Source organism: Streptomyces sp. NRRL F-6676, assembly GCF_000725625.1.
Classification (GTDB): Bacteria; Actinomycetota; Actinomycetes; order Streptomycetales; family Streptomycetaceae; genus Streptomyces.
The window spans coordinates 102,033-128,600 of the sequence record NZ_KL647084.1 but is presented as its reverse complement, the minus strand read 5'-3'; the positions used below and the strand labels follow the sequence as shown (position 1 = coordinate 128,600).

At 74.7% G+C, this 26,568-nt stretch carries 17 protein-coding genes; 7 read left to right on the top strand and 10 right to left on the bottom strand.

All coding sequences use genetic code 11. The features are described from left to right. Positions 1-32: 32 nt before the first annotated feature. Both IO29_RS33500 and IO29_RS33495 read left to right on the top strand, forming a co-directional pair. Positions 33-2,078 carry an endo-beta-N-acetylglucosaminidase gene (locus tag IO29_RS33500; RefSeq protein WP_030379126.1) on the top strand — a complete coding sequence of 682 codons (2,046 nt, stop codon included), beginning with the start codon at positions 33-35 and terminating at the stop codon, positions 2,076-2,078. Between the two features lie 39 nt (positions 2,079-2,117). After that, complete coding sequence (locus IO29_RS33495) at positions 2,118-5,138, top strand: alpha-mannosidase (protein WP_030379125.1); 3,021 nt, start codon at positions 2,118-2,120, stop codon at positions 5,136-5,138. A gap of 51 nt (positions 5,139-5,189) precedes the next feature. Here IO29_RS33495 and IO29_RS33490 read toward each other — a convergent pair whose 3' ends face one another. The 3 genes from IO29_RS33490 to IO29_RS33480 all read right to left on the bottom strand — a co-directional run bounded on the left by IO29_RS33490 (position 5,190) and on the right by IO29_RS33480 (position 7,422). Next, complete coding sequence (locus IO29_RS33490; protein ID WP_030379124.1) at positions 5,190-5,735, bottom strand: cysteine hydrolase family protein; 546 nt, start codon at positions 5,733-5,735, stop codon at positions 5,190-5,192. A 92-nt stretch (positions 5,736-5,827) separates the two neighbouring features. Next, the gene (locus tag IO29_RS33485) at positions 5,828-6,175 is read right to left on the bottom strand and encodes a hypothetical protein (protein WP_030379123.1); all 348 of its coding nucleotides are present in this window, start codon (positions 6,173-6,175) and stop codon (positions 5,828-5,830) included. A gap of 128 nt (positions 6,176-6,303) precedes the next feature. Continuing rightward, the gene (locus tag IO29_RS33480; RefSeq protein WP_030379122.1) at positions 6,304-7,422 is read right to left on the bottom strand and encodes a hypothetical protein; all 1,119 of its coding nucleotides are present in this window, start codon (positions 7,420-7,422) and stop codon (positions 6,304-6,306) included. A 140-nt stretch (positions 7,423-7,562) separates the two neighbouring features. On the opposite strand from IO29_RS33480, the gene IO29_RS33475 reads away from it, so the two are divergent. From IO29_RS33475 to IO29_RS33455, 5 genes are all read left to right on the top strand, one after another. Continuing rightward, complete coding sequence (locus IO29_RS33475; RefSeq protein ID WP_030379121.1) at positions 7,563-9,914, top strand: hypothetical protein; 2,352 nt, start codon at positions 7,563-7,565, stop codon at positions 9,912-9,914. 61 nt (positions 9,915-9,975) lie between these two features. Continuing rightward, positions 9,976-10,938 carry an AAA family ATPase gene (locus tag IO29_RS33470; protein ID WP_030379120.1) on the top strand — a complete coding sequence of 321 codons (963 nt, stop codon included), beginning with the start codon at positions 9,976-9,978 and terminating at the stop codon, positions 10,936-10,938. Then, the gene (locus IO29_RS38755; protein ID WP_158709311.1) at positions 10,935-12,170 is read left to right on the top strand and encodes a hypothetical protein; all 1,236 of its coding nucleotides are present in this window, start codon (positions 10,935-10,937) and stop codon (positions 12,168-12,170) included. The genes IO29_RS33470 and IO29_RS38755 overlap by 4 nt, the downstream gene beginning before the upstream one ends. Further along, complete coding sequence (locus IO29_RS33460) at positions 12,167-14,983, top strand: hypothetical protein (protein WP_030379118.1); 2,817 nt, start codon at positions 12,167-12,169, stop codon at positions 14,981-14,983. The genes IO29_RS38755 and IO29_RS33460 overlap by 4 nt, the downstream gene beginning before the upstream one ends. A 63-nt stretch (positions 14,984-15,046) precedes the next feature. Next, on the top strand, positions 15,047-16,267 hold the full coding sequence (locus IO29_RS33455; protein WP_030379117.1) for a toll/interleukin-1 receptor domain-containing protein: 1,221 nt from the start codon (positions 15,047-15,049) through the stop codon (positions 16,265-16,267). Between the two features lie 137 nt (positions 16,268-16,404). On the opposite strand, the gene fxsT is transcribed toward IO29_RS33455, so the two are convergent. The 7 genes from fxsT to IO29_RS33425 all read right to left on the bottom strand — a co-directional run bounded on the left by fxsT (position 16,405) and on the right by IO29_RS33425 (position 26,510). Then, positions 16,405-20,376: an FxSxx-COOH system tetratricopeptide repeat protein gene (gene fxsT, locus IO29_RS33450; RefSeq protein WP_030379116.1), complete on the bottom strand. Its 3,972-nt coding sequence runs from the start codon at positions 20,374-20,376 to the stop codon at positions 16,405-16,407. Continuing rightward, positions 20,373-21,542 (bottom strand): TIR-like protein FxsC, encoded by a 1,170-nt coding sequence (locus tag IO29_RS33445; RefSeq protein ID WP_030379115.1) that lies wholly within the window; start codon positions 21,540-21,542, stop codon positions 20,373-20,375. Before IO29_RS33445 ends, fxsT begins: the two co-directional genes overlap by 4 nt. Positions 21,543-21,696: 154 nt before the next feature. Beyond that, entirely contained in the window at positions 21,697-23,205 is a 1,509-nt protein-coding gene (locus IO29_RS33440; protein ID WP_051707505.1) for an HEXXH motif domain-containing protein, read from the bottom strand. Next, complete coding sequence (locus IO29_RS33435) at positions 23,202-24,353, bottom strand: FxsB family cyclophane-forming radical SAM/SPASM peptide maturase (RefSeq protein WP_030379113.1); 1,152 nt, start codon at positions 24,351-24,353, stop codon at positions 23,202-23,204. Before IO29_RS33435 ends, IO29_RS33440 begins: the two co-directional genes overlap by 4 nt. A gap of 45 nt (positions 24,354-24,398) precedes the next feature. Next, entirely contained in the window at positions 24,399-24,572 is a 174-nt protein-coding gene (gene fxsA / locus IO29_RS36080; protein WP_063738084.1) for an FxSxx-COOH cyclophane-containing RiPP peptide, read from the bottom strand. 278 nt (positions 24,573-24,850) lie between these two features. Then, positions 24,851-25,393, bottom strand: coding sequence for a hypothetical protein (locus tag IO29_RS33430; RefSeq protein ID WP_030379112.1), 543 nt, complete (start codon positions 25,391-25,393; stop codon positions 24,851-24,853). A 127-nt stretch (positions 25,394-25,520) separates the two neighbouring features. Beyond that, the gene (locus tag IO29_RS33425) at positions 25,521-26,510 is read right to left on the bottom strand and encodes an alpha/beta fold hydrolase (protein ID WP_030379111.1); all 990 of its coding nucleotides are present in this window, start codon (positions 26,508-26,510) and stop codon (positions 25,521-25,523) included. Between the last annotated feature and the right edge of the window lie 58 nt (positions 26,511-26,568).

Here is a 26,568-nt window from a genome sequence, read left to right as displayed (position 1 = left end):
AGGTACTCCCCCACCCCCGAGGAGGAACCGCCATGACCCCCACCAGACGCACCGTCCTGTTCACCGGCGCCGCCACCGCGACCGCCGCCCTGCTGCCGTCGCTCCCGGCGGCGGCCGACGCCCCCACGGCCCCCGGTGCCCTCCCCGCCGCGACCCCGCCCCTCGCCTCCTACTGGTACCCGGGCTCGCTGCCCTCCGGCGAGCCCGGCGCCGGGATCACCTGGCGGAGTCTGCGCGGCTGGAGCGCCGACGACGACCCCGACCTGGCGTTCAACGCCTCCACCGTGCCGCTCGCGCCCCGCTTCACCCCGGCCCCGGTCAACACCACCGCCCGCGCCGGGCAGGCCCGTGTCCAGTCGCTGGTCTCCTTCGGGCCCACCTCGGGCAACCCCTCGCAGGGCTCGGCCACCGCCGACTCCTACGCGCTCACCCACTGGGCGTACCTCGACGAGCTGGTGTTCTGGGGCGGCTCGGCGGGCGAGGGGCTGATCCTCGCCCCGAACGCGCCGATCGTGGACGCCGCCCACCGGCACGGGGTGCGGGTCCTCGGCAACATCTTCCTGCCGCCCGTCGCCTACGGCGGGCAGCTGCGGTGGACGCGTGACCTGGTGCGGACCGACGCCGACGGGCACTATCCGCTCGCCGAGCGACTGGTCGCGGTGGCCGCCGCCTACGGCTTCGACGGCTGGTTCGTCAACGCCGAGACCGGGGGCGGGGACGCCGCGCTGGGCGCCGCCATGCTCGGCTTCGTCACGGAGCTGAAGTCCCGGGCGGCGGCCCGGGGGCAGCGCGTGACCTGGTACGACGCGATGACGGTGGACGGCTCGGTGAGCTGGCAGGGGGCGCTGAACAGCCGCAACGAGGCGTTCTTCGCGACGGCCGACGACATGTTCGTGGACTTCCGCTGGTCGGCGTCCTCCCTCGCCTCCTCCGGACAGCTCGCCGAGCGACTGGGCCGGGACCGCTACGCGTTGTGGGCCGGGGTGGACGTCGAGGCGAGCGGCTGGAACCGCTCGGTGAACTGGGACGCGATCGTCCCGGCCGATGCCCCGCACGTCACCTCGCTCGGCTTCTACCGGCCCGAGTGGACCCGCAACCACCTGCCCGCCGGGCACACCCCGGCCGACTTCCACGCCGCCGACGACCGCTTCTGGACCGGCCGTTCCCTCGACCCGGCCCACCCGGACACCACGGACCCCTGGCGGGCCCCGGCGCTGTCCGTCGCCGACCGCTCGACGGTGACCTCGGTACCATTCGCGAGCACCTTCAACACCGGCCACGGACTGCGCTGGTACGAGCGGGGCCGGGTCACCTCGGACACGCCCTGGAACCACCTGGGCCTCCAGGACCGGCTGCCGTCCCGGCGCTGGGTGGTGCGCACCGACGGGCAGCGGCCCGCGGTCGCCTTCGACTTCGCGGACGCCTGGCGGGGCGGCAGCAGCGTCCTGGTCTCCGGGACGCTCACCGCGCCCGTCACCCTCGACCTGTACGCGACGCGGCTGCCACTGCGCGGCGGCACGGTCGTCGAGCTGACCTACCGGGACGACGGCGGGGCGGCGGCCGGTGTGGAGCTGGCGGTGGCCACCGCCGAGCCGACGGCCGGGGCGGCGCCCCCGTACACGTATCTGCCGGTACGGCACAGCCGGGGGGCCACGGGCGGCTGGCGGACCGCCGCCGTACGGCTGCCGGGGCACTCCGGGACGGTGCACGCGCTGGGTGTCCGGCTCACCGCGGCCGACGGGTCACCGGTCGCCTGGCGGCTGGGCGGTCTCGCCGTACGGCACGGCGACCGGCCGGCCGCGCGGCCCAAGGCGCCCACCGGGCTGCGGGTCACCGCGGCCTCGGGCGGCGACCTGCGGTTCGCGTGGCGGCCGGCGCGCGGGCAGGTGCGGCAGTACACCCTGCACCGGGTGCTGCCCGACGGCACCCGGCGGTTCCTCGGCGGCACCTGCCAGCACGCGTTCTTCGTGCCCGGGCTCGTACCGGCGGAGGGGGAGGAAAGGGCACGGTTCGAGGTGCGTACGGTGGGGGAGGTCTACACCACATCGTCCCCGGCCCACGTCACCCACACCTGGTGACCCGCACTTGTTTGTCCAGACCCATGGAGAGCAACACGCATGCATGACGACCGCAGCCTCGTGGAAGCCCGCCTCAAGCGCGTCCTCGAGGAACGCATCCGTCCCGCCGTGTACCCCGAGTCCGTCCCGCTCCAGGTGGCGGTGTGGCACGCGCCCGGCGAGCCGGTACCGGTGGCCGAAGGGCTCGCCGCCGAGCCGGAGCCGATCGAGGTGGGCGCCCGCTGGGGGGCGCCCTGGGGCACCAGCTGGTTCCGGGTGACGGGCACCGTCCCCGAGGCGTGGGCCGGGCGGACCGTGGAGGCCCTGCTCGACCTCGGCTTCGACGAGAACATGCCCGGCTTCCAGTGCGAGGGCCTGGTGTACCGGCCCGACGGCACCCCGGTGAAGGGCCTCAACCCGCGCAACCAGTGGGTGCGCGTCGGCGCGCCCGTCGCCGGCGGCGAGGAGGTGCGCCTGCATGTCGAGGCCGCCTCCAACCCCGTCATCCTCGACTACCACCCCTTCCTGCCCACGCAGCTCGGCGACAAGGAGACGGCGGGCAGCGAGCCGCAGTACACGCTGACCCGGATGGACCTCGCCGTCTTCGACGAGACGGTGTGGCAGCTGGTGCTCGACCTGGAGGTGCTCGGCGAGCTGATGGCCGAGCTGCCGGTGGAGTCCGCCCGCCGGTGGGACATCCTGCGCGCGATCGAGCGCGCCTTGGACGCCGTCGACCTCCAGGACGTGAACGGCACGGCCGGGCGGGCCCGGGAGCGGCTCACCGGGGTGCTCTCCTCCCCCGCCGTGCCCTCCGCGCACCGGATCAGCGCGGTCGGCCACGCGCACATCGACTCGGCGTGGCTGTGGCCGCTGCGCGAGACGGTGCGCAAGGTGGCCCGTACGACGGCCAACATGACCTCGCTCCTGGAGGAGGAGCCGGACTTCGTCTTCGCCATGTCGCAGGCGCAGCAGTGGGCCTGGGTGAAGGAGCACCGGCCCGAGGTGTGGGCGCGGGTGAAGAAGGCGGTGGCGGACGGCCGGTTCGTGCCGGCCGGCGGGATGTGGGTGGAGTCGGACACCAACATGCCCGGTTCGGAGGCGATGGCCCGGCAGTTCGTGCACGGCAAGCGGTTCTTCCTCGACGAGTTCGGCATCGAGAACGAGGAGGCGTGGCTGCCGGACACCTTCGGCTTCGCCGCCGGGCTGCCGCAGATCATCAAGGCGGCCGGGTCGAAGTGGCTCCTCACGCAGAAGATCTCCTGGTCGCAGACGAACAAGTTCCCCCACCACACCTTCCAGTGGGAGGGCATCGACGGCACACGGATCTTCACGCACTTCCCGCCCGTCGACACCTACAACTGCTCGATGCAGGGCCGCGAGATCGCGCACGCGGCCCGCAACTTCAAGGACAAGGGCGTCGCCCGGCACTCGCTCGCGCCGACCGGCTGGGGCGACGGGGGCGGCGGCACCACCCGGGAGATGGTGGCCAAGGCGGCCCGGATGCGGAACCTGGAGGGTTCGGCGACCGTCGCCTGGGAGACGCCGGAGGCGTTCTTCCGCAAGGCGGAGGCCGAGTATCCCGAACCTCCGGTGTGGGTGGGCGAGCTGTACCTGGAGCTGCACCGGGCGACGCTCACCAGCCAGGCGCGCACCAAGCAGGGCAACCGGCGCAGCGAGCACCTGCTGCGCGAGGCGGAGCTGTGGGCGGCGACGGCGGCCGTGCGCACCGGGTTCGCCTACCCGTACGAGGAGTTGGACCGGATCTGGAAGACGGTGCTGCTGCACCAGTTCCACGACATCCTGCCCGGCTCGTCCATCGCCTGGGTGCACCGCGAGGCACGTGCCACGTACGAGCGGCTGGAGCGCGAGCTGACCGCGATCGTCGAGGCGGCGCAGACGGCGCTGGCCGGCAGCGGTGACGCGGAGCTGGTGTTCAACGCGGCCCCGCACGCCCGCCACGGCATTCCGGCGGGCGGCGCAGGCGCGGTCACCGCCGACGGGACCACGGCGCTTCAGCCGCGCGCCGAGGGCGGGTTCGTGCTGGACAACGGGCTGCTGCGGATCGAGGTGGACGCGCGCGGCCTGGTGCCCTCCGTGTACGACCTGGCGGCGGGCCGGGAGGCGGTCGCCCCGGGCCGGCCGGCCAACCTGCTGCAACTGCACCCCGACTTCCCCAACATGTGGGACGCGTGGGACGTGGACGAGTTCTACCGCAACACGGTCACCGACCTGACCGAGGCGGAGGAGGTGCGCGCGGGCGAGGACGGGGCGTCCGTGCGGGTCGTACGGTCCTTCGGGGGCTCCCGGGTCGTGCAGGTGCTGTCGCTGGCGCCGGGCGAGCGGCGCCTGGTGGTGGACACGGAGGTGGACTGGCACGAGACGGAGAAGTTCCTCAAGCTGGCCTTCCCGCTCGACGTGCACGCCGAACGGTACGCGTCGGAGACACAGTTCGGGCACTTCCACCGGCCGACGCACACCAACACCAGCTGGGAGGCGGCCAAGTTCGAGGCGTGCAACCACCGGTTCGTGCACGTGGCGGAGCCCGGGTGGGGCGTGGCGGTCGTCACCGACTCGACGTACGGGCACGACGTGACCCGGGCCGTGCGGCAGGACGGCGGGCGCGGTGCCACCACCACGGTCCGCGTGTCGCTGCTGCGCGCCCCGCGCTTCCCCGACCCGGAGACCGACCAGGGCGTGCACCGCTTCCGGCACGCCCTGGTGCCGGGCGCGGAGATCGGGGACGCGGTGCGCGAGGGCTGGCGGGTCAACCTGCCGGAGCGGCGGGTGACGGGCGCGGGCGCGGTGGCGCCGCTGGTGTCGGTCGCACAGGACGCGGTGGTCGTCACCGCGGTCAAGCTGGCCGACGACGGCAGCGGTGACGTGGTGGTCCGCTTCCACGAGGCCCACGGCGGCCGCACGTCGGCGACGCTCACCACGGGCTTCGAGGTGGCGTCGGTGACGGTCACGGACCTGCTGGAGCGCGCGCTGCCGGACGCCCCGGCGCCCCGGACGGAGAACGGCCGGATCACCCTGCCGCTGGGCCCGTTCGAGCTGGTGACGCTGCGGCTGAAGCGGGCGTGAGAGGGGGGCGCGGTCCCCGCACCCCTCGGGGGAGGCGGGGACCGCGCCCCGTCACGACTCCTCGCCCCACAGCTCCGCGCTCTCGCACACCTCCGCCCCCATGTTCCGCTCCATCATCCGCAGCGCGGCCCGCGCGAGGTCGTCGTGGATGTGGGCGACCGCGTCACGCGGAACGACCACCTCCAGATGACGGATGTGCGCGTCCAGCGCCGAATACAGCACGCACTGCTCGGTGACCTGTCCGCACAGCACGAGCCGGTCGATGCCCTGCTGGCTCAGCAGATAGCCGAGCGGGGTCTCGAAGAAGATCGAGTGGCGGGCCTTGACGACGAAGAGCGACGCGTCGTCGGGCCGCACCGGCTCGACGAGGTCGGCGTGCGCCCCGGCCAGCGCCTTGTCGAGGAGCTCGCCGTGGTGCGAGCGCCACTCGCCGAAGTTGTCGTTGACGTAGATCACGGGCGCACCGGCGGCGCGGGCCCGGTCGAGCAGTCCGGCGACGACCGGCACCACCGTCTTCACCGACGGCAGGAGCAGGTCGGCGTCGTCGTGATCGTAGGTGTTGATCATGTCGATGACGACGAGTGCGGTGGCGCCCATGCGTACCAGTCTCCCTCCGCCGTGCCGCGGCGTCCTGTCGGCCCCGGCCGGGGGCCGGGGTCACCCGCCCGCCCCGGGCCCCGGGCCCCGGCTCAGTGGCCGGAGCCGTAGTGGCCCCCGAGCTGGTCGCGGTAGCGGGGGTCGCCGAGGTGCCTGTCCTCGTCGAACTCGGGGGCGGCCTTGATCTGCTCCTTGGTGCGGCCGACGTGCACGGTGCGGTCCTCGTTGCGGATGCGGGTGACCACGCCCGCGGGCAGCAGCACCTTCTTCCCGAAGATCCAGACGCCGGTGTCGACCACGAGGTATTGCGAGCCGACGTCGGCGGAGTGCTTGTCGACCTTGCCGATGTGGCCGTCGGTCGCCTCGACGCGGTAGCCGGTCAGATCGTCGTCCGGGGTGTGTCCGGCCGTGGGGGCGTACCGCCAGATGCCTTCTGTCACCGTGACCTCCGTGGGGTGTCGGCTGTGCGGGGCGCGCGGCCGGTGTGCGACCGCGCCGCCGGGCCGACTGCCCCGGAACGGGGGTTCCATTCCCCCAGGTGGGCGCCCCGGAGGGGGCGCGGGCCCGGTCAGCGGGCGGCGCCCACGGGGGCGTCGAGGAGCTGGCGCAGGGGGCCCGGCGGGAGCAGGTCCCACAGGTGGCGCAGGTCGTGCCGGGCCGCCGCGGCGAGGGGGTCGCCCTCGTGGTCCCGGCCGTCGAGGAAGTCGCGCAGCGCGAGGTCGCCGCCCCGGGCCATGGTGTACGGCGGCACGGAGTGGCGGGTGAGGACCAGCGCGCCGGGGTCCTCGGCCCCGGTGGAGCGCGCGAACCAGCGGCGTACGTCGTGGAAGTGGCGTTCCTGGAGGCTGCCGACGTCGATCACCGCGGGGTCGGCGGGGGCGGGGGTGCCGTGCGTCAGGGTGAGCGGTACGGGTGCCCGGCCGTGCGGGCGGTCGTGCACCAGGACGTGCGCCGCCGCGTACCGCAGGGTCTGGTCCGCGTGGACGGCGCCGCCCTTGCCGTCCAGCCGGTCGAGGACGAGGGCGCGCCGGTCGGGCGGGAGCGCGTCCACGAGGTCGGTGAGCGCGCCCAGTACCGGGGGCGGCGCCGAGGTGCCGTAGACGCTGTGGTCGACCGGGCCCACGAAGGACAGCAGCCGTTGCAGGCAGTGGCCGAGCAGTGCGGTCTGCTCGGCGACGGTCTCCTCGGCGAGCGCGTTGAGCCGGCCGCCCAGGGTGCCTGCGAGGACCACCTGGACATGGCAGCCGCGGTGGCCGCCGGCGGCGAGCCGCGCGGCCATGCGGACGGCCGGCAGCACGTAGCTCAGCGCCCGCAGCGGGACCTGCGTGCTGGCGCCGTAGACCACCCGCAGGACCAGCGGGGCGCGGGCCGCCGCGCTAGCCGCCCGCAGCAGCGGCCGCACGCCGTGCCGGGGCAGGCCCTGGACGTAGCCGGTGCGCCGGGCCTCCGGGCCGATCACCGCGTTCAGCACCCGTGGCCTGGTCCGGTTGAGCTCGGCGGTCTCCTCGGCCGACGGGGCGAGGGCGGGGCCGGGGGTGTCGCGCAGCAGGCGCCGGGCCTCCCCCTCGGCCAGTGGTCTGGCCTCGTTGTCGTGTCCCAGGACCGGAACCCCCCGCAGGATCGCGGCGAGGAGGTTCTCCTGTTTCTTCCCCAGGGGCGGCGCCGCCCCTTCGGACACATCGAGCATGGCACCGTACATTTCTTCGAGCGGCCCTGACGGGCCATCAGTTGTGCTGCGCCGGATTCTGCCACGCCCGTCGCCCGCCGCAGTGCCAGACTGGGACGAGAAGCCGGTGCGCCTGCCGATCTACGGGGGAAGTGGTGTCCGTGTACCGCTATGCCGTCAGCTATTTGCGCGGCCGGGACGAGGCCTGGGTCGCCCGTTTCCTGTACGAGCTGCGCAGACGGCTGGACGCCTCCAAGGGCCCGCGGTTCACCCGTGTCCCGGCGCCGGCCCCGCAGGACGCGCGGCACACGCCGCCCGCCGAGTCGCCCGGCGTGGCCACCGCGGACGTCGTGCTGGCCCTGTGCAGCCCCGCCTACTTCAGCGAGGGCCCCGCCGACCAGGACTGGGCGGTCCTCGCGCACCGCCAGACGCTGGGCCAGGCCCGTACCGGCACCGCGCCCCGCACCGCGCTGCCGCTGCTGTGGGAACCGGTCCCGCAACGGCTGCCGGAACCGGTGGCGGCGGCCGACGTCTTCACGGCCGGGCAGCCGCCGGAGTACCGCTCGCTGGGGCTCGCCCTGCTCACGATGCAGGCGCCGCGGTACCGCGCGGCCCTGGACGAGGTCCTCGCGACGATCGTCGCACACATGAACGAGGCCGTCAGGAGCGGTGCGACGGCGCCCGCGCTCCAGGACCGGTCGGCGGGCGAGCCGCCCCGCGCCCTCGCCGTGGACGACGCCGTGTTCACCGAGGAGTTCCGCAAGCACCTGGCGCCGGCCGTGCCCGCGCCCCGCATCCCGCGCACCCTGGTGGCGGGCGACGGCACGGACGAGACCGTACCCGCCGAACTGCTGCCCGAACTGGGCCGGCGGCTGCTCCTGGTCGGGCCGCTGGGCGCGGGCCACAGCACCGAACTGGCCCGGCTGGCCGGGCAGGCCCTGGACGCCGTCCCGCACACCACGGCCGGCGCCGCCCGGGCGCCCTGGGGCTGCCGTATCCCCTTCGTCCTCTCCGCCCGCTCGGGGGCGCTGCCCGACCTGGACGGGCTGGTGCCGGCCCTCGCCCCGGGCGCCGCCGCCCGGGAGCCCGCCGGCTGGGCGGCCCGCCAACTGCGCGCCGGACACGCCTTCGTGGCCGTCGACGACCTCGACGCGGTGCCCTCGCGCAACCGCACCGCCGTCTGGGAGTCCCTGCTGCGCCTGCTGCGCGCCCACCCGCAGGCCCCGTGCGTCATCGCCACCAACGGGGCCACCGTGCCCTGGGAGCGGCTGGGCCCGGAGTTCCGCACCGTCCGGCTGCGCGCGCTGGCCCCCGCGGGCGTCCGCGCCCTGCTCGACACCCTCGCCGCCGGCGGCGAGCGGCAGCTGTCGGGCGCGCTGACACGGCGGCTGGACGAGGACCCGGTGCTGTCCGGCGTCGCCGGGCGCCCGGCGGCCACCGCGGCGATCTGGCGGGCCTCCCGCGCGCATGCCCTGCCGGGGCCTGTCCCGCGCCACCAACTGCTGCGGGCCGGGATCTCCGCCGGGTGGCGGCGGGCCCGGCCGGAGCCCGGTGGGGTGCCCCCGGTCCGGGAGGACGGGGCGGCGGTGCCCGACAGCGTGCTGCGCACGGCCTGCGGCAGCCTGGCCGTCGCCACCCTGGACATGGACGGCGCGCGCATCCCGCTGCGCACGGCGCTGGACGCGCTGCGCGACCGCGGCACCCGCGCGGCCGGTGCCGCCCCGGCGCCCGACCGGCTCCTCGCCGCCCTCGCGGACCGTACGGGCACGCTCTACCAGCCCGGGCCCGACACCGTCGCCTTCTCCGACCCGGCGGTCCGTACGTTCCTGGCGGCCCACCACCTCGCCGGCGTGGAACCCGCGGACGCCGCACGTCTGCTGGCCCGCTCCGGGTCGGCCGAACTGGAGGACCTGCTGGCCGAGTTGCGGGCCGCGCGGGACCGCAAGGAGCCGCGCGGCATCCTGACCGACGGCCACCGGCCGCTCCGCCGGCTGCCGGCGGCACGGCCGGCGGCGCCCGCCCCGGCGCGGCGTGCCGTCGTCCGCTCGGCCGCGGAACTGCGCGCGCTGACCGGGGCCGGATGTCCCGAACTGTGGTGCGAGGGAGCGGTGGAGGGCCTGGACGAGCTGCTGCCGCACCTGCCCGGACTGCGCACCCTGGTCCTCGCCGACGACCCCGCCCGCACCGCGCTCCCCCCGCTGGACGCCTGCCCCTCCCTGCGCGCGCTGCGGGTGGTGCGCTGTCCGGCCCTGACCGACCTCTCGGCCCTCGCCTCCTCCACGGTCATGTTCCTCACCGTCGACCCGTGGCCGGACGGCCCGATACCGGAGGGTCTGTACGACATGCCGTGGCTCAGCCAGGTCGATCTGGTGTCACCGGGAGCGCGCCCGTCCGCGCGCGCCGGGGCGCACGCCGCCCCCCGGCCGGGCGGTGTGCCCAGGCAGGGGGCGGTGTTCCCCGGCGTACGGGTGGTGCGCCCGGGCCGGACCCGCGGAGGCAACCTTCAGCACTGACAGGGGTGTCGGCTACCCTCGTCGAGGGAGCGTTCGCGGCAGTTGGGACCAGGGGGAACCAGTGGGCTACGTCAAGCTTTTCGACCCCGACGACGAGCCCGGCGGGACCCGGCACGACAGCCCGTTACCCCTCCTGCCGCCGCGCGGCGTGGCCCGGCCGGACGACGAGGTCTACCTCTTCGACGAGCGTACGGTCCTCGCGGTCAACATCGCCCTGGCGACCGGCCGTCCGCTGCTCGTGCTGGGCCCGCCCGGCTCCGGCAAGTCCACGCTCGCGCCCAACGTGGCCCGGCTGATGGGCCTGCGCTACTACGCCGAGGTCGTCACCGCCCGCACCGAGCCGCACGACCTGCTCTGGCGCGAGGAGGCCTTCCGGCAGCTGAACGACGCCTACTCGGGGAAGCTGGCCGCCCCCGACTCGCCGGCGTACTTCCGACCCGGCGTGCTGTGGAAGGCCCTGGACCCGTCCGTCGACCCGGCCTTCGACGCCGCCGCCGACGGTTCCGGTGCCCATTCCGGCACCGCGCCGGACCCGGCGCTGCGCGGGCGCCCGGCCGTGGTGCTGATCGACGAGATCGACAAGGCCGACCCGGACGTGCCGGACGCGCTCCTCGACCCGCTGAACAACCTGCGCTTCGAGGGCCCCGGCCGCCGCCTGGTGACGGCCGCCGAGGGGATCGACGCACCGCTCGTGGTCATCACCAGCAACGAGGAGCGGGAGCTGTCCGCCGCCTTCCGGCGCCGCTGCATCCCGCTGGTCCTGGAACCCCCGGACCGCGAACACCTGCTGCGGGTCGCCCAGTTGCACATGGGAGCCGCCTACGACCCGCTGCTCGCCGACGAGCTGGCCGAGATGTTCGACGCCGAGTCCTCCGCCGCGCGGCCGGTGGCGAGCACCGCGGAGTTCCTCGACACCCTGCGGGCCTGTCAGCAGCTGGGGCTCACCGCCGACTCCCCGGAGTGGCGTGCGGTGGCGGGCCTCGCCATGGTCAAGGGCTCCCCCGACGTCCTGCCGTACGCATGAGCCGTCGCCGGACCCAGGTGGGGGATCTGCTGCGGGCTGCCCGTCTGCTGGGCGTCCGGGACGCGGACGGCGTGGCGCGGCTCGCCGAGGCGATGGGGCTGCCGGCGGGGGCCGGCCGGGCCGGTGCGGACGCGCCGGTGGGCGGGCGGGCGGGACGAAGGCCGGAGGCGGCCGGCGGGCCGTCCACCGCCGAGGACGGCGGGCGGGACGGCGAGCGGCGTCCCGTGCGTGCGCCGCACGCCGACGCGGTGCCGCGGACGGGGCGCCAGGAGCGTCCGCCGGCCCCGTCCCGCAGGGCCGGGCCGGCGCCGCTGAAGGGGGCCGGCGAGGCGGCGGGTACGGGGGCCGACGCCACGGCCGCCGGAGCCGTTCGCCGGGTCGAGCTCGCCGGTTCCGCCCCCGAGCCGTACCCCGCTCCCCCGGAGACCACCGGCGCCTCTCTGCTCATGCTCCGGGCGCCGCTCCCCCCGCCGGACCCCACCGGACCCGACGGCGAGCCCGCCCTGCGGGACCTCGCCGACCCGGCGGACCCGGCCGGACCCGAAGACCATCCGGACATTCTCGACGTCCCCTGGGTCACCGCCCCGCCCCGGCCCGCCCCGCCGTGGGACCCGCGGTCCGAGCGCGCCGTCTTCCTCGCCGTGGCCAGCACGTACCGCGGCGGGCACACCGTCGACCACGACCGGCTGCTGGAGCTGGTGGTCCGCAGCCTGGCCGGCGGCCCCCTCGGCCGCCCCCGGGTCCCCTACCGGCAGCGGGCGACCACCCGGGCCGGGGTGCACCTGCTGCTCGACCGGGGCGAGTCGATGCGGCCCTTCCGCGACGACCAGGCCTGGCTCGCCGCCCTCGCCGCCCGGGTGGTGCCGTCCGACCGGCTGACCGTGCTCGACTTCCGGCTCAGACGGGGCGCGAGCCGCGACGGCGGCCGCACCTGGGAGCCGCACCCTGTCCCGCCGCACGGCCGGCCGGTGCTGCTGATGTCCGACCTCGGCAGGCTGCGACCGCCGCTGCCCGGCCGGAACCACGCCACCCCGGCCCAGTGGCTGCCGTATCTGCGCCGGCTGTGCCGCGCGGGCACACCCGTCGTCTGCCTCACCCCGCACCCCGTGCGGGAGTACCCGGCCGCGATCCGGCAGCTCGTCACGCTGTTCACCCTGGACCGCGGCATCCCGGTGCGGGCGGGGCGGTCCGGCTCCCGGGGCGGCAGGCGCAGATCGGGGCGCGGGTCGTGACGGCGGCGCCCGAGCGCAGCGCCGCCTTCCGGCTCATCGCCGAGCAGCGCCGCGACCAGCCCGACGTGGTGCTGCTGGCGCGCTCGCTCTGCCTGGCGGCGCAGGCCGAGCCGTACTTCGTGCGCGGCGCCCGGCTGCGGTTCCTGCCGCGCAGCGGCATCGGCCTCGAGGCGAGGCTGTGGTTCTCGCCGCTGGTGGAGGCCGCCGACAGCCGGGCGCTGGTGCTGCACCCGGAGGTCGGCGCCGAGCTGCGGCAGGAGCTGTCCGCGCGGGACCTGAGCCTGCTCGGCTCGGTCCGCGAGTACACCCGCACGGCCCACCGCGGTGCCCCGCCCCTCGTCCGCGCGTTCGAGGAGCTGTTGTGGCGGGCGACGATCGGGCCGCGGCCGGCCGAGGCGGAGGTGGAGGAGGCGCTGGCACCGCTGTTCCGGCAGGTCCTCGCCGACGGCGGCGGGGCGGCCGACGCCAGCCGCTGGGTGCTGCGCTTCCTGCCCCGCCTCCCCGAGGACGTGCACGGCTCCTGGCCGGCCTGGCGGCTACAGGTGATGGCGGCCGAGCGGCTGGGCATGGAGCCGCCCACCGGCGTGGCCGCCCGCACCGGCGCCGACCGGGTGCGGGCGGTGCGGTCCCTGGTGCACAGCGAGGTCGACATCGGCGTACGGCCGGTGGCGGACGGCCTCGTCCTGACCCGGCCGCCGGAGCCCGACGCCCTGGTCTGCCCGGCGAGCGGCGCCGCCCGGGTCCGGCTGCGGCTGCGCGGCGCACTGCCGGGGGCCGGCTGGCACGAACTGGACCTGTACGACGACGAGCGGGCCGCGCTGCGCCTCGGCGTCGTCGCCGAGGCCCGTCCCGACGGCACTGTGCTGCGCGCGCAGGCGGAGCTGGGCTCCACCCTGGTCTGTGTCCGGGCGGCCGGGCGCGGCGCCACGGCGGTCACCGCGGACGGCCGCACCGCCCTGTCGGTCGACGACGGCGAGACCGTACTGCCCCTCGAACTGCCGGGCGCTCCGCGGCTGCTGGCCGTGGCGGACGCGGGCCCCGCCGCCACGGCCGCGGTCACGGACAGCGGACTGCACGTGGTGTCGACGGCGCTGGACGGCTCCGCCGACGCCGTACTGCACCGCCTCCCGGCGGCCATGGCGGAGCCGACGGCGCTGGGCTGGTCGCGACTGGCCCGGCAGACCGTGCTGTGCCTGGCGTCGGGGATCGACGTGGTCCTCGCGGCCGACGGCGACCCGCGCCGCGACCTGGCGACGCTCACGCACTCCGCCCGGGTGGTGCGCCTGTGGTGCTCGGTCCGGGCCGGGGTGGTGGCGGTGGCCGACGCGCGCGGCGACCTCGTCGTCCACCGCCCGGCGTCCGGCACCGGCACGCCGACGACACTGTGGGGCACCGGGCAGCCGATCACCGCGCTGAGCGGCGACCCGGCCTCGGGCGCGGTGGTGTGGGCCACGGCGGACGGCCGGGTGCACACATGGCGGCCGGACGGGGGTGGGGACGGGCAGGACGACGGGGCCGGTGGGCGCGGCCGGGAGGACGACTCCGTGGTCCTGGCGGTGCTGCCGGCCCCGGCGACCTCGCTCGCGGTGTCGCCCGCGACCGGGCTGGTCGTCGCGGCGGACGGCGGACCCCGGCTGCTGCGGCTGCCGTGGCCGGACGGCGGGCCGGTCACGGGGGCGCCGGTGCCCTTCTCGGTCCAGGAGGTGTGCCCCGCGCCGGGCGGACGGCTGCTGCTGACGGGGCACGGCGGCGAGGTCGAGATCCGGTCCGAGGACGGCCGCACCCATCTGTTCACCCCCGCCCCCGTGCCCGCCGCACCGGACGGCACCGGTCCGGCGTGGCTCCGGGGCAGCGTGGGGGTCGCACTGCCCGCGGACGATCCCCTGCTGCCGGTGCGGGCACGCCGCTGGGGCGTGGGCCACGTCTGCCTGCCCGCCTCCCGCGAGCCGGGGGCGCCGGAGACCACCGCACTGGTCGAGGAGGCGCGGGCGCAGGGGCTGCGCGTGCTCGCCGACCTGCACCCGCCGGACGACACCGCCGCGCACGGGGCGCTGCTGCGGCGGGCGTACGACCTGCTGGAGGAGCGGTTCGACGGCCTGCGTCTGCGCCACGCCGCCCGCTGGCCCGAGGCGCTGCTGATCCGCCTGCGCCATCTGCTGGACGCGTTCCCCGAGGCGGCGCTGGTGGGGAGGGCGGAGGAAGGCGGTCCGGAGGGGGGCGGCCCGGGCGCCGCGGACACCCACTGCCACCTCGTGGTCGGCGCCCCGCCCGCGACCCCGGCGGACGCCTCGCACCCGGTGCCCCCCTGGGCGCTGCCGCCCGACGCCCCGTACTCCGCGGCCTGCCTGCTGCTGGCCCTGCCCGGGTGCCACGAGGTCCCGCTCGCGGTGCTGGACGCACAGACGCCCGAGGCGACGGCGCTGCGGACCCTGCTGGCCGTGCGGGCCGCCCAACTGGCCCTGCGCGGCGAGATGTTCGCACCGCAGCCGACCGGGGACCCGCGGCTCACCGCCGTCCTGCGCGGCCATGCCGGGCAGACGGTCCTGTGCCTGACGAACACGGCGGACACCCCCGTCGTCGCCCGGCTCCCCCGGCCGGCCCCGGAGCCGCCGTCCGAACTGATCGAGATCGCCCACGACGCACCGGCCCCGCACCCGGCGGCCACCACCGGACCGGAGACCGTGCACGCGGCCGCCGACGGTGCCTTCACCCTCACCGTCGGACCGGGCCGCACCCGCTGGTTCCGGCTCCGGTCCGCTCCGGGCCCCCGGTCGACGGAGGCGACCGACCCCTTCGGCCCACCCGTCCCCTGACGACACGCGCCGCGAGCCGCCGGCCGCCGTCGTCGCCCCGTCCCCAGTTCAGCGAGGAGCACCATGCCCGGTCCCCATGTCTTCCTCAGTCGCAGCGAACCCCTGGACTGCCCGTGCAGTTGCTGGCCCGCGCGGCGTGCCATGGAGGAGCTGCTGCGCGCGGAGGGCTGCGCCCCGGTCGTCGTGGACCGGGAGTCGCTGGTGCCCGGGCAGGAGTGGATGGAGGCGATATCCGACGGCATGGGCAGCGCGCACGGCATGCTGCTCATCGTCTCGGTGCACGCCCTGAAGTCGGAGCACGTGCAGAACGAGCTCGCGATGGCCGAGCTGCGCAACCGCACCGACGGCTTCCCGGTGATCCTGCTGATGCTGCCGGAGGTGGATCTGAAGGCGCTGGAGCGCAGCGGGCTCAACTCGCTGAACCCGACCCGCCGGCAGACCGTCGAGTGGCCGGAGCGGGGCGATCTGGAGGCCGTACGGCGGGACATCGCACCGCAGTTGGAGCTGATGCGGGCCGGGCTGAACGACTCCCGGGTGCACCACCAGGTGGTACGGCATCTGCGCGAGGTGCCCGACCGCAGCCTGGACCGGGCCAGCGCGACGCTGGGGGTGCCGCTGGCCGGGTTGTCGCCGCTGAAGCAGCACCGGCTGGCCTCCGGGCTGCTCGCCGAGCGGCCGAGCGAGCAGGAGGCGGACGCCGACCCGCTGCGCGCGGCCCTCACCGAACTGCTGCCGCTGCCCGGGCCCGGGGACTCCCGGGAGCTGATCGAGCTGAGCGTGACCCACGCCCGGGTGCCGGGCACGGAGGCCGCCCGGATGCGCGAGACGCTGTGCGGTCCGGGTCCCCGGGTGGCGGTGCTGCCCGCCCGCTCCACCGACACCGCGCGCCGTTACGTCCACCGGGCGACCGAGCAGCCGCTGGCCTGGGACCACTTCGTGGTGCCGATCACCGCGGGCACGGGTGTGCTGGACGGCCTGGTGGAGGGCATCCGGGACCTGCTGGAGGACGTCGACGTCTACGACGAGGAGACCCTGCGCGAGCACGAGCGGGACTTCGGCCCGGTGGTGGTGATCGTTCCGCATCCGCCGGACAGCGACCTGGTGCGGGCGCTGGACGCCGAGTTCCCGGTGGGCGTGCTGTTCCTGTTCGTCGTCGACGGCGACCTGCTGGGCACGGCCGGCGCCCACACCCGTCTGGACGGTCTGCCGGCCTGGCGCGAGGAGGAGATGAACCGCACGGTCCGCCGCTTCGTCCGCAAGTATGCGACGTCACGCCAGAATTGACGCGCGTCGACCGGGGCGGCGGACCCCGGCGCCCGTCCGGAATGCCCGCGGACCCCGGCGCCCGTCCGGACAGCCCGCGGGCCCCGGCCGGTCGGCCGGGGCCCGCGGGACGTACACGTCCGGTACCGCTCGGGGCATCAGATCGGCGGCATCTCCAGGTCGAAGTCGATCCGCCGGCGGTTCACCATCGCGCGGCAGGTGGGATGGCGGGGCCCGAGCTTGCGCTCCGTGCCCTCCCCGGCCTCCCGCAGGGCGGTCTCCGCCTCCTCGTCCCCGGCGAGGACCCGTTCCAGCGCGGTGTTGTACCGCGCGCACAGCACCCGCGGATGGTCCGGGCCGTACAGCGCCAGATAGGCCTCCTGGACCTTCTCGTCCTCCGCCGTCGCCTCCCGGTGCCGCCCCAGCGCGGAGAGCGCCCCGGCGCGGTTGGCGCGGCAGGCGACGGTGGCGGGGTGCTGTTCACCCAGCCGCGCGACCAACTGCCGCAGCGTGTCGTCACCGAGCTTCAGCGCCTCCGTCGACTCGCCCTGATGGCACAGGATCGCCACCAGGTTGGTGGCCGCGGCCAGGGTGAAGGGGTGGTCGGCGCCCAGCCGGCTCTGGTAGAGCTGCACGCTGCGCTTGCCCAGTTCGAGTGCCTCGGCCCGGCGTTCGGGGTTGGTCTCGGACAGGGCGAGCAGGTCGCAGGCGAGGTTGGCGCCGCACGACATGGTGTCGGGGTGGAGCTCGCCGTACCGCTTCTGGAACGAGTTGAGTGTCGTGCGGGTCAGCGCCTCGGCGGCGGTGTGGTTCCCGAGCCTGCGCTGGGTCACCGCGAGCGAGGCGTCGGTACGCAGAACGTCGTTCGACTCGTCCTGCAACTCGGCGAACTGCCTGCGCAGCGCGGTCAGTTCGTCCAGGGACGCCTGGTACTCGCCCATCTCGCGCAGGTCCAGCGCCACACCGCTGCGCGCGTTGAGGGTGCGCCGGTTCCGCTGGCCCAGGACGCTCCGGCTCCGTTCGTGGATCTCCCTCGCGAGGGCGAGTCCTTCCGCGGGGCGTCCCGCCAGGTTCAGCGAGACGGCCAGGTTGTTGCCGGCGCGCAGGGTGGCCTCGTTCTCCTCACCGAAGTCGGGGTGGTTCCGGCAGAGTTCGTAGGTCTCCTGGTCGGACTCGTAGGCTTCCCGGTACCGGCCGAGGCCCCGCAGGTCGGCCCCGTAGTTGCGGGCCGTCACCAGGGTGTGGCCGTTGTCCCGGCCCAGTTGTTCCCGCTGTCGCCGCAGGGTGTCCTCGTCGAGGTCGTAGGCCTCCTGGAACAGTCCCAGCGAGCGCAGGGGGTTGGCCGCCTGGGCGGCCACTCGGAGGGTGAGGGGGTGGTCCCGGCCCAGGGTCTCCGACTCCGTCCAGGCATTGAGGGCGCGGCGGCCCAGGGCGGCGGCGGCCCGGTGGTCACCGATGAGCCACTGGTTGCGGACCTGCCGGATCACCCACTCGCAGACGCGCGGGTCGGTGCTGGAGACGGCGCCCGAGGGGTCCAGGTGGGGCAGCAGTTCGGCCATGCGCTGGCGTACCTGCGGGCTCTCCTCCGGAAGTGCGGCCGAGGGAAGGGCGCCCGCCAGCACCAGTTGGGCGCGGTGGCGGATCTGCTCGTACCGTTCCGGGTCCTCCTCCAGCCACTCCCGTACGGCGGCCTGGAGCAGCCGGTGCACCTGGATGAAGCGGTTGCGCTGGTCCACCGTGGCCAGGGCGTACCGGCCGAGGTCGCGGATCAGGTAACCCATCACCATCGGGTCGAACACCGAGGTGTCCCCGGTGACTTCGGCGAGGTAGTTGCGCATGCCGTCGCTGTAGAGCAGCGAGTGCGCGATGGGTTCGGGCGAGAGGAAGGAGCAGAGTTCGAGCAGGCGTACGGCCGCGGGGCGGTTCTGGGCGAGCCGGTCGACGGAGAGCCGCCAGACCGCGGTGAGGGACTCCTGCGGCCCGCCACTGGTGCCGTCGTCCCGGCTGAGGACCGCGCTGACACGGCTGCCCACCAGTTCGAGGTACGTCTCCAGGGGCATGCCGGTCTGGCGCAGCCACGCCGCCGCCATTTCCATGGCCATCGGGAAGTCGCCCAGGGTGTCGGCGATCCGGTTGGCTTCCTTGGCGGTCATTCCGTCCACGCGCCGGCGCAGCAGCGCGATGCTCTCGGACCGGTTGAAGGCGTCGATCTCGATGGAGTTCTGGCCCTGCCCGATGGGCGAGCGGCGCGCGGTGACGATGACGTGTCCGGGGCCGTCGGCGGGAATGTACTGCTCCACGGACGCGTCGGCCTGGTCCGGGCCCTGGCTCTCGATGTTGTCGAACACCAGTAGCCATCGGCCGGCGAGCCCGGTCCGGAGCGCGGCGAGGGTGGCCTGGACGAGTTCGTCGACCGACTCGCCGCGCAGTCCCAGTTCGGTGCCGAGTTCCGCGAGCAACGGCGGGATGGTCTCCGGCTGTTCGGCCGGGATCCAGTGCACCACGTCGTACTGCGCGCCGTAGCGGTGCACGTACTCCTGGGCGATCTGGGTCTTGCCGATGCCGCCGAGGCCGTACAGGAAGACCCTGCCCACCGGGGTGTCCTGGCGCAGCGCCTCCGTGCCCAGGTCGGTCCGCAGCCGGTCCAGGTGCAGGTCCCTTCCGGTGAAGGAGTTGTTCCGCGGGGGCACGTTGAACGCCTTGGGGACCAGGCCGGGGTAGGCGGGGCCCTCGGGGGCGACGTCGGCGGGCGGCTCCAGTTCGAGGAGGGCGAAGACCTGGTTGAGCGCCTGTGCGGCGGCCACGTCGACCAGGACGAATCCGGGCAGTCCTCGCAGCGCCGGCTCCGGGGTGTACTCCCGGGTGCGCAGGCCGAGGATGCGCGGCCCTTCGGGTGCGGCGGCCAGGGCCCGGATCTCGTCCGCGACGGGGGTGGTCGCGAAGTCCGGCGAGAGGAGCGCGATGACCACGTCGGCGCTGTCGGCGGGGCGCACCGCCAGCGGGACGGACGGGCTGCTGGCCCGCAGGGTCACGGCGATGCCGGCCGCCTGCATCTGGGCGGCGAGCCACTCCGCCCAGGCGCCGTCACGTACCGCGAAGTCCAGCCGGACCCGGGGCACGAGCCCGCCGCCGGGCATCCGTACGCGCTGGAAGCGGGCGAGCATCTGCCTGCGCGTCTGCTCGTCGGGGGCCTGCAACGTGGTGATGGCGCCGTCGGTGACGGCGGTGGTGAGGCGCTCGTAGGCGGCGAGGAGGGAGGCGGGCTGCCGGGGGGTGTCGGCGACGGTGGCCAGGACCTCCTCGTAGGCGAAGTAGGAGCGGTAGGGGATCTCGACCGCGCCCCAGTAGCTGTCGGGGTCGGCGGCGCGCGGGGTGTCCTTGAGGAACTCCTGGAAGCGCCGGCGGGCGTGGTCGCGGCTGGCCTCGAGCTTCTCCTGCTCGGCGTAGTCGACCCGCATGGGCACCGGGATGATCTTCACGTGGGGGGCGCCGCGCTTGACGTCCCGGGCGATGTCCGCGCCGCCGTCCACCGACTGGGTGTTGAGGGTGAAGCAGTTGACGAGGACGTCCGGGAGCATCATGGTCGTGATGCCGGAGGTGTCGCCGAAGCCGGTGCGGCTGTCGATCAGGACGTAGTCGTAGTTGCGGCGCATGTCCTCGCGCAGTGCGTGGAGGAAGGCCGCCCCGTCGCGGCGTTCGTAGAAGCCGCGCCAGTCGTAGGTGTTGATCGTCTCCGAGTACTCCTCGGTCTGCTTGCCCGAGGAGACGAAGTCGATGTAGCCGCCGTCGGGGAAGGTGGACGTCAGCGTCGTGGCGTAGCGCTCGACGCGGGCGTACTCCCGCAGGTCCTCGTCGGTCGTGCGCGGGACGCGCAGTTCGAACTTGCGGACGAGGTCGATCAGGCCCTCGGTGGAGGCGAGGTCGGGGTCCCCCAGGAAGGGGGTGAAGTAGCGGTGCAGGCCCGGTGCTTCGAGGTCCCAGTCCATGACGAGCACACGTTTGCCGTTACTGGCCAGGATCCACGCCACGTTCGCCAGGGACATCGTGCGGCCGGTGCCGCCCTTGAACGAGTAGAAGGTGACGATGGTGCCGGACTCCGCGGTGCCGGCGTCACCCGAGTCGAACTTCATGAGGAGCGCCTTCCAAGCAGGGGAAATGGGGCGAGGCCGGTGGCCGGCGCGGCCGGGGCCCGGTCGGCCTCCACGGACTTCATGGCGTCGTTCTGCAGGCGGATGAGGGCCTTGCGGAGCGCGGAGGTGAAACGGTCGGCGTCGGGCAGGCTCCACCGCTGGTACTCGGCGAAGCTGCGCCGCAGCAGCGGGAGCATGCGGTCGACGGCCTCGTCGAGTTCGGCGGCCTGGGCGGCGGACTCGGTGTCGTCCTCGCTGCGCGGCTCCAGCACGGTGGTGGACCGGCCGGGGCGGCCGTCGACCGCGGCGAACAGCCGTTGTTTCTCGCGGACCCTGGCGACCCAGGCGTCCACCAGGAGCACCACCAGCCGGTCGGGGTCCTCGCCCACCCGGTCGACGGCGCTGTCGTCCAGGGTGAGGACGTCCGGGGCGAAGTCGAGGGCGGTGGCGACGTCCGTGACGAGGGAGGCGAGCGCGCCCTTGTCGTCGGGGGCGTAGGGCGACCAGTCCAGGGCGCGGTTGCCGTAGAACTGCTGTGCGTGCCGGTCGGCGGGCAGGTCCTGGCGGGGCATGGCGGCCATGACGAAGTCGACCGTTCTGCGGCCCGTGCGGGTGACGGAGCGGACCCCGGCACCGGCCGACGCGGCACGGAAGCCGTGCACCTCCGGGAGCCGCTCGGCGTGGGCGGCGATGCGCTCGGCCAGCGCCTGGAGCACGCCCGTGTACTCCTCCTGGTATCGCGCCCGCAGCCGCAGCAGGTGCAGCACGCCGTCCCGCCGGTAGGCCTCCGAGGGCACCTTCAAGGGCGGGTAGGGCAGGGCGGCGGGCGGGGCGTGATCCGGTTCCGGTTCCCAGAGGACGGGAACGACGGCGTCGGCGCGGCGGCCGGTCCGGGACCAGTGCACGTCGAGCCGCTGCTGGAAGTAGTTCCACTCGGCGGCGCAGTACGACTGGCTGAAGTAGCGCGGTGAGAGCAAGGGGACCAGGACCGTGGAACGGCTCAGGGCGTCGAGGGGCACGTCGAGGGAGTGCGGATCCCCGCGGGTGCCCACCATTTCGGGGGGCCGCCCGATGCGGGCCCCCACCGCCGCGCTCAGATCACGGAAAAATGCCGCGACCCACTCTTCGTCGACCCTGCGGACATGGCTCAGGTAGAAGTGGCTCACGGTGACTCCAGTTGCATGGCACGTTCCCAGGGCGTGGGCGACCTTGGGGTGTGCCAGGCGGTGGATGAGGAGCTGCCGCCAACCCCACTGCCGCCGGTCACACCGAATCGGTTGTTCATCGGAATACGGGCTAGATAAGAAGAAATGCTGCCACTTACGCACAATAAGGGGTGTCCGTCGCGCTCTCGCGGCACCACCCCGCCGTAGGTTCCGCCCATGCCCCCCTCCTCATCTCCTTGGCTGACGCCTTCTCATCGACCCCGGCAGCGCCGTGACGGCCTGCCTCCGCCCGTATCGGCGGGGCCGCGCCCCGCCGTTCCTCCGGCACCGGGGGCTCGACCGGACTCGCCCGGACGAGTGAATCGCCCAGCGGACCTCCGCCCGGGTGAACGACCGGGAACCCGTTCACGGGGAAGCCGCACCGCGCGGCCTCGTCACTCATGTGCTGCACGAACCGCGCGCCCAGGGGCGTCAGGGCCGGGCGGCCGTCCAGCGTGGCCAGCGCCCCGGCCACGCGCGCGCCGTGCCGGTGCAGCCGTGCCCCGGCCTCCCGTGCGGCCTGGCCCCGCAGTTCCTCGGCCCTGCGCCGCCAGAACTCGAGCACCGCGAGGTGGGCGTAGGTCCCGGTGAGCACCGCGCCGAGGGGGCGGGGGTCCGGGCGCCAGCCGACCCGGTGACGGCTGCGGTCGTGCGGGGCGACGAGGTCGACCAGGTCGGCCAGGGCCGCGAAGGCGATGTGCGCCGTCTCGTGCACCACGGTCTCCGCCAGACGCGCCGGATCGCGTTCGGGGGCGGCGGCGACCGCCCCGTAGGCCTCCCGTGCCGAGGAGCTGCGGCCGTGCCGGTCGTGGCCCGGACGCAGCGGGACCACCGCCGCGCAGAGCGCGGCACAGGCGGCCGCCCGTTCGGGCACCGTGTCGGTGAGCAGTTGCCACGCCTCCGCCAACGTGCCACGCCAGAAGGAGAGTTGGCGGGGCGTCTGGCGGCCCTGCACCGGGTGTCCGTGTGCGTCCCGGTAGACATCGCTGTCCTCCAGCACGACGGACAGCGGGGGTGCGGTACCGCGCGCGGCGACGTCGACCCGACGCGGGGCGAGCAGGGGACCCGCGGTGGCGGACCATTCGTCCTGGGGCGCGTCCAGCGTGAGCGTGTGTCCCGGCAGTTCGACGTGCCGGCCGTCGAGCGGGATCGCCCGCGTCCCCCGCGGGACCCGCACGGTGCCGAGCGTGGGCAGCCACAGCAGTCCGTCCGGCGCCCGGAGCGTCAGGCGCGGGCGCAGGCCGGCGCGTAACGCGGCCGCGGCTCCGAAGGAGCCGAGCCGGGCGAGGTCCACGGCGAGCCCCGTCGCGGGACCGGCGCCCGCCAGGGCACGCAGACAGCGGGCGAGCCAGACGCCCAGATGCGGATGGAGCAGGACTCGTTCGAAGGCGGCCACGTCGGCCGCGCGGGCCCGGGTGCACAGCTCCCAGCCCTCGGCCGCCCCGGACTCCTCCCACAGGCCGGGCAGTTCGCGCCGGGCTCCGTCCGCCACGCTCTTCAGCATCAGCAGCCGTCTGCTGATCTGTCCGTCCCGCAGGACGGTGAGCGCGGAGGCGGTGGGGCGGCAGCCCGCCAGGGCCGCGAAGTCCTCCGCCGTCATGCGCAGGGTCCGGGGATCGCTCACGATGCCCTCCCCAGCAGAGCGGCGGCGTCGGCCGTCACCCGGTCCCGGATGTGCGTGATGAGCACCCGCAGATCGGCCGAGTAGACACTGGGGTTGGCGAAACCCGTACGGGGATGGAAGCGGTGGGTCCGCAGTCCGCCGCCGCAGATCCGTAAGACGGAACAGCCGAGGCATTCCTCGGCGAGTGCCTCCGGCCCCTCGTCCCGTGCCTCCACGACGGCCGGGCAGCGGGCCACCGCGTCGAAGTCGTGGTCGAACACGTTCATACCGGTGGCGGCGGCTCCCTCGTACGCGGCCTTGAGCGAATCGGGTAACTCGACCGATCCGTCGCTCTCCACGACGATGACGTCGGAGGCGGCCAGTCCCACGCTGGAGGAGCGTACTTCACCGCCGAGAGAAAGATCCATGATGTTCTCGAAGAGACGGATCCCGGTCTCGCGGCGTGGTGCGGAGTACCAGCGTTCGAAGATCTCGACGAGCCAGCGCGCGTAGGGCGTGCGCCGTGGATCGTGCCCGGGGGGCAGGTACTCCCAAGTGGCGTGCGGCAACAGGAAGTCGACTCGCCGCGGAGCGTGGGCGAGGAGCGCCTCGTAGACGGATCCGGGATCGTTGGCGAGGTCGACGGTGCAGAGGAGGCCGCGGTAGAGGGCGCGGTTCTCCGGCCTCTTCAGCAGTTCCAGCCCCCTCTGAACGGCCGTGTGACTGCTCCGTCCGTTCCTGGAACGCCGGTGGCGGTCGTTGGCCTCCCGGTCGCCGTCGAGACTGACTCCGACCGATACCCCGTACCGGCGGAACAGCTCCAACCAGTGCGGACTGAGCAGTGTTCCATTGCTCTGGAGAGAGATATCACAGTGGGCGACGCCCCGTAGTTCACTCCTGAGCACTGACAGCAGATGTTCGATTCGACGCCGGCCGGCGAGGAGTGGTTCGCCGCCGTGCAGCACGATTCTCACCGACTCCAGGCCGTGGTTCCGCGCGTGCTCCGCTATTCTCTCGGCGAGCCGGTTCGCCGTCTCCTCCGCCATGACCCGGGGCTTGCTGCGCCAGCTGGTGTCGCGCAACTCGTAGACGTAGCAGTGGTCACAGGCCAGATTGCACGGCTGAGCGCATTTGACCACCCATTCCTGGAAGGGCCGTACCTCCGTCACGTGCCACCCCCTGCTCTCCGCGTCCGGCGGACGCCACCCGCGCGGTCAGATCGCCGAGTCGAACGCGGCCACCACGGGGAACGAACCGTCGACGACGTCTCTCAACACCCGCCGCAGGGACTCCCCGAGCGCGCTGTCGGGCAGGTCGTCGAGGTCCACGGCCGTCGAACCGGACAGGTTCACCACGTCGAACTCCACGTCGCTCGCTGACGTCTTCATCGCCCCCCGTGCGCTCTCTCGTCGCCGGCTCCTGCGCGGGCCGAGCGGTTGCGGACATGTGTCAACCCGCAACGGGCACTGCGGCGTGCCGAGTTGCGGGCGGAGTGGTGCGGTTCTGTATTCAGGGAAGCACACCGATCAGGTTCCGGCCAGATCGCACCGTACGATCCCGAGGCCGCCCGCGCGACAACGGCCGGTCCGCCACGGTGGTTGGCTGATTCGTGCCCCGTACAGCCTTGGCGGCCACGGCGGACGTGGCGGACGTTTCCCCGGCTCCCTCACTTGATCACGGCGTTGGCCAGGATGATGACCAGTCCGATGACCAGGTCGGCCGCCCCGGCGCGCAGACACGCGCCCCTGCCCCGGCCCGCGCTCCACGCCGTCCACACGCCCCAGCCGGTGAGCAGCAGCGCGTTGAGCACCAGCGCCGTGTCGACCGCCGTCTCCTCCCGCCACAGCGGGGGCACGGCGAACAGCAGCAGGACGACGGTGGGAGCGGCCGCGGCGACCACGGGCCACTCCGCGGCCATCGCCCGCAGCCCGGCACGGGCGCCCCTGCCGCCGGACGAGGCGCGGTGGGCGACGACGTGGGCGTAGCCGTGCGCCGCCGCGGAGGCCACGGCGGTGAGCAGCACCCACAGCGCGTCGGAGCCGGGGTCGGGCGCCTCGCCGGGGCTGTCCAGCGCCGCCGCCATGGCACCGGCCATGACGAGTCCGTAGACGCCGCTGAACAGCGTGACCTCCGTGGGCCGGCGCGGCCGTACCCGTCGTACGGCCTCGGCGGCGGCGGGCGTGCGGGGGCGGGGGTCGCGGTCCGGCATGGCACCATGCTGGTCCGGCGGTTCCCCGGGGACGGCAGTACGCGCCGGTCGGTGCGGTACGTGGCGCCGTTCGGAGCAGGAGCCGTGCCCGGGCCGACGCGGACGGGCTGGGCGGCGCCCCGGTCCGTCAGGCGTCCGGCAGCGCGGCGAGCCACTCCGTGAGCAGCCGGTTGACCTCCTCCGGGCGCTCCTGCTGGATCCAGTGGCCGCAGCCCTCCAGCAGGTGCGAGGAGACCAGCCCGGGCAGGGTGCGCGGGAACGCCTCGATCGCGTCGCTCATCCAGGTGGTGGACGCGTCCAGCGCCCCGCCCGCGAAGAAGGACGGCTGGGTGAGGGCGGCGCCGTGGTGGGCGGTGAGGTCGGCCCAGTCGCGGTCCATGTTCCGGTAGCGGTTGAGCGCCCCGGTCAGCCCGGTCCGCTCGAACTCGCCCGCGTAGACGTCGAGTTCGTCCTCCGTGAGCCAGGACGGCAGCCGCCCGGCGGGGAACCGGTCGCGCATCCTGCCGCCGCGGGAGACGAAGTGCGGGTCGGGTGCGCCCGGGGCGGGCATCGTGTCGGCGGACAGTGCGGCGTAGACGCCGGCCAGCCAGCCCCGTACGTCGGGCTCGATCTCCGCCTCGGCGCGGCCCGGCTCCTGGAAGTAGGAGACGTAGAACTCGTCCTCGCCGCCGATCCGCGCGAAGACCTCGGTGGGCCGGGGGCCGCCGGGCGGGGCGTAGGGGACGCTGAGCATCGCGACGGCGCGGAACACCTCGGGCCGCAGCAGTGCGCAGGTGGCGGCGATGTTCGCGCCCCAGTCGTGCCCGACGATCACCGCCGTCCGCTCGCCGAGGGCCTCCACGACGGCGACGCAGTCCTCGACCAGCTCGCGCATGCGGTACGCCTCCAGCGCCGCGGGCCGCGAGGAGCGCCCGTAGCCGCGTACGTCGAGGGCCGCGACGCGGTGCCCGGCCGCGGCGAGGGCGGGGAGCTGGTGGCGCCAGGAGTACCAGGACTCCGGGAAGCCGTGCACGAGCAGGACCAGCGGCCCGCTGCCCTGCTCGGCCAGATGGATCCGCCCGGCGGGCGCGGGCACCAGGCGGTGGGTGAGGGCGGTGGTGGCGGGCGAAGGTGACACGGGGTCTCCCGGGGGCTCGGCGGAACGGCAGGCGTGCGGACGGGTCGGGACTCGGCGG

Bases quoted from the DNA above. Each gene is read 5' to 3' on its own strand.
- IO29_RS33500 (WP_030379126.1), top strand. From the start codon at position 33: ATGACCCCCACCAGACGCACCGTCCTGTTCACCGGCGCCGCCACCGCG.
- IO29_RS33495 (WP_030379125.1), top strand. From the start codon at position 2,118: ATGCATGACGACCGCAGCCTCGTGGAAGCCCGCCTCAAGCGCGTCCTC.
- IO29_RS33490 (WP_030379124.1), bottom strand. From the start codon at position 5,735: ATGGGCGCCACCGCACTCGTCGTCATCGACATGATCAACACCTACGAT.
- IO29_RS33480 (WP_030379122.1), bottom strand. From the start codon at position 7,422: ATGCTCGATGTGTCCGAAGGGGCGGCGCCGCCCCTGGGGAAGAAACAG.
- IO29_RS38755 (WP_158709311.1), top strand. From the start codon at position 10,935: ATGAGCCGTCGCCGGACCCAGGTGGGGGATCTGCTGCGGGCTGCCCGT.
- IO29_RS33455 (WP_030379117.1), top strand. From the start codon at position 15,047: ATGCCCGGTCCCCATGTCTTCCTCAGTCGCAGCGAACCCCTGGACTGC.
- fxsT (WP_030379116.1), bottom strand. From the start codon at position 20,376: ATGAAGTTCGACTCGGGTGACGCCGGCACCGCGGAGTCCGGCACCATC.
- fxsA (WP_063738084.1), bottom strand. From the start codon at position 24,572: ATGAAGACGTCAGCGAGCGACGTGGAGTTCGACGTGGTGAACCTGTCC.
- IO29_RS33430 (WP_030379112.1), bottom strand. From the start codon at position 25,393: ATGCCGGACCGCGACCCCCGCCCCCGCACGCCCGCCGCCGCCGAGGCC.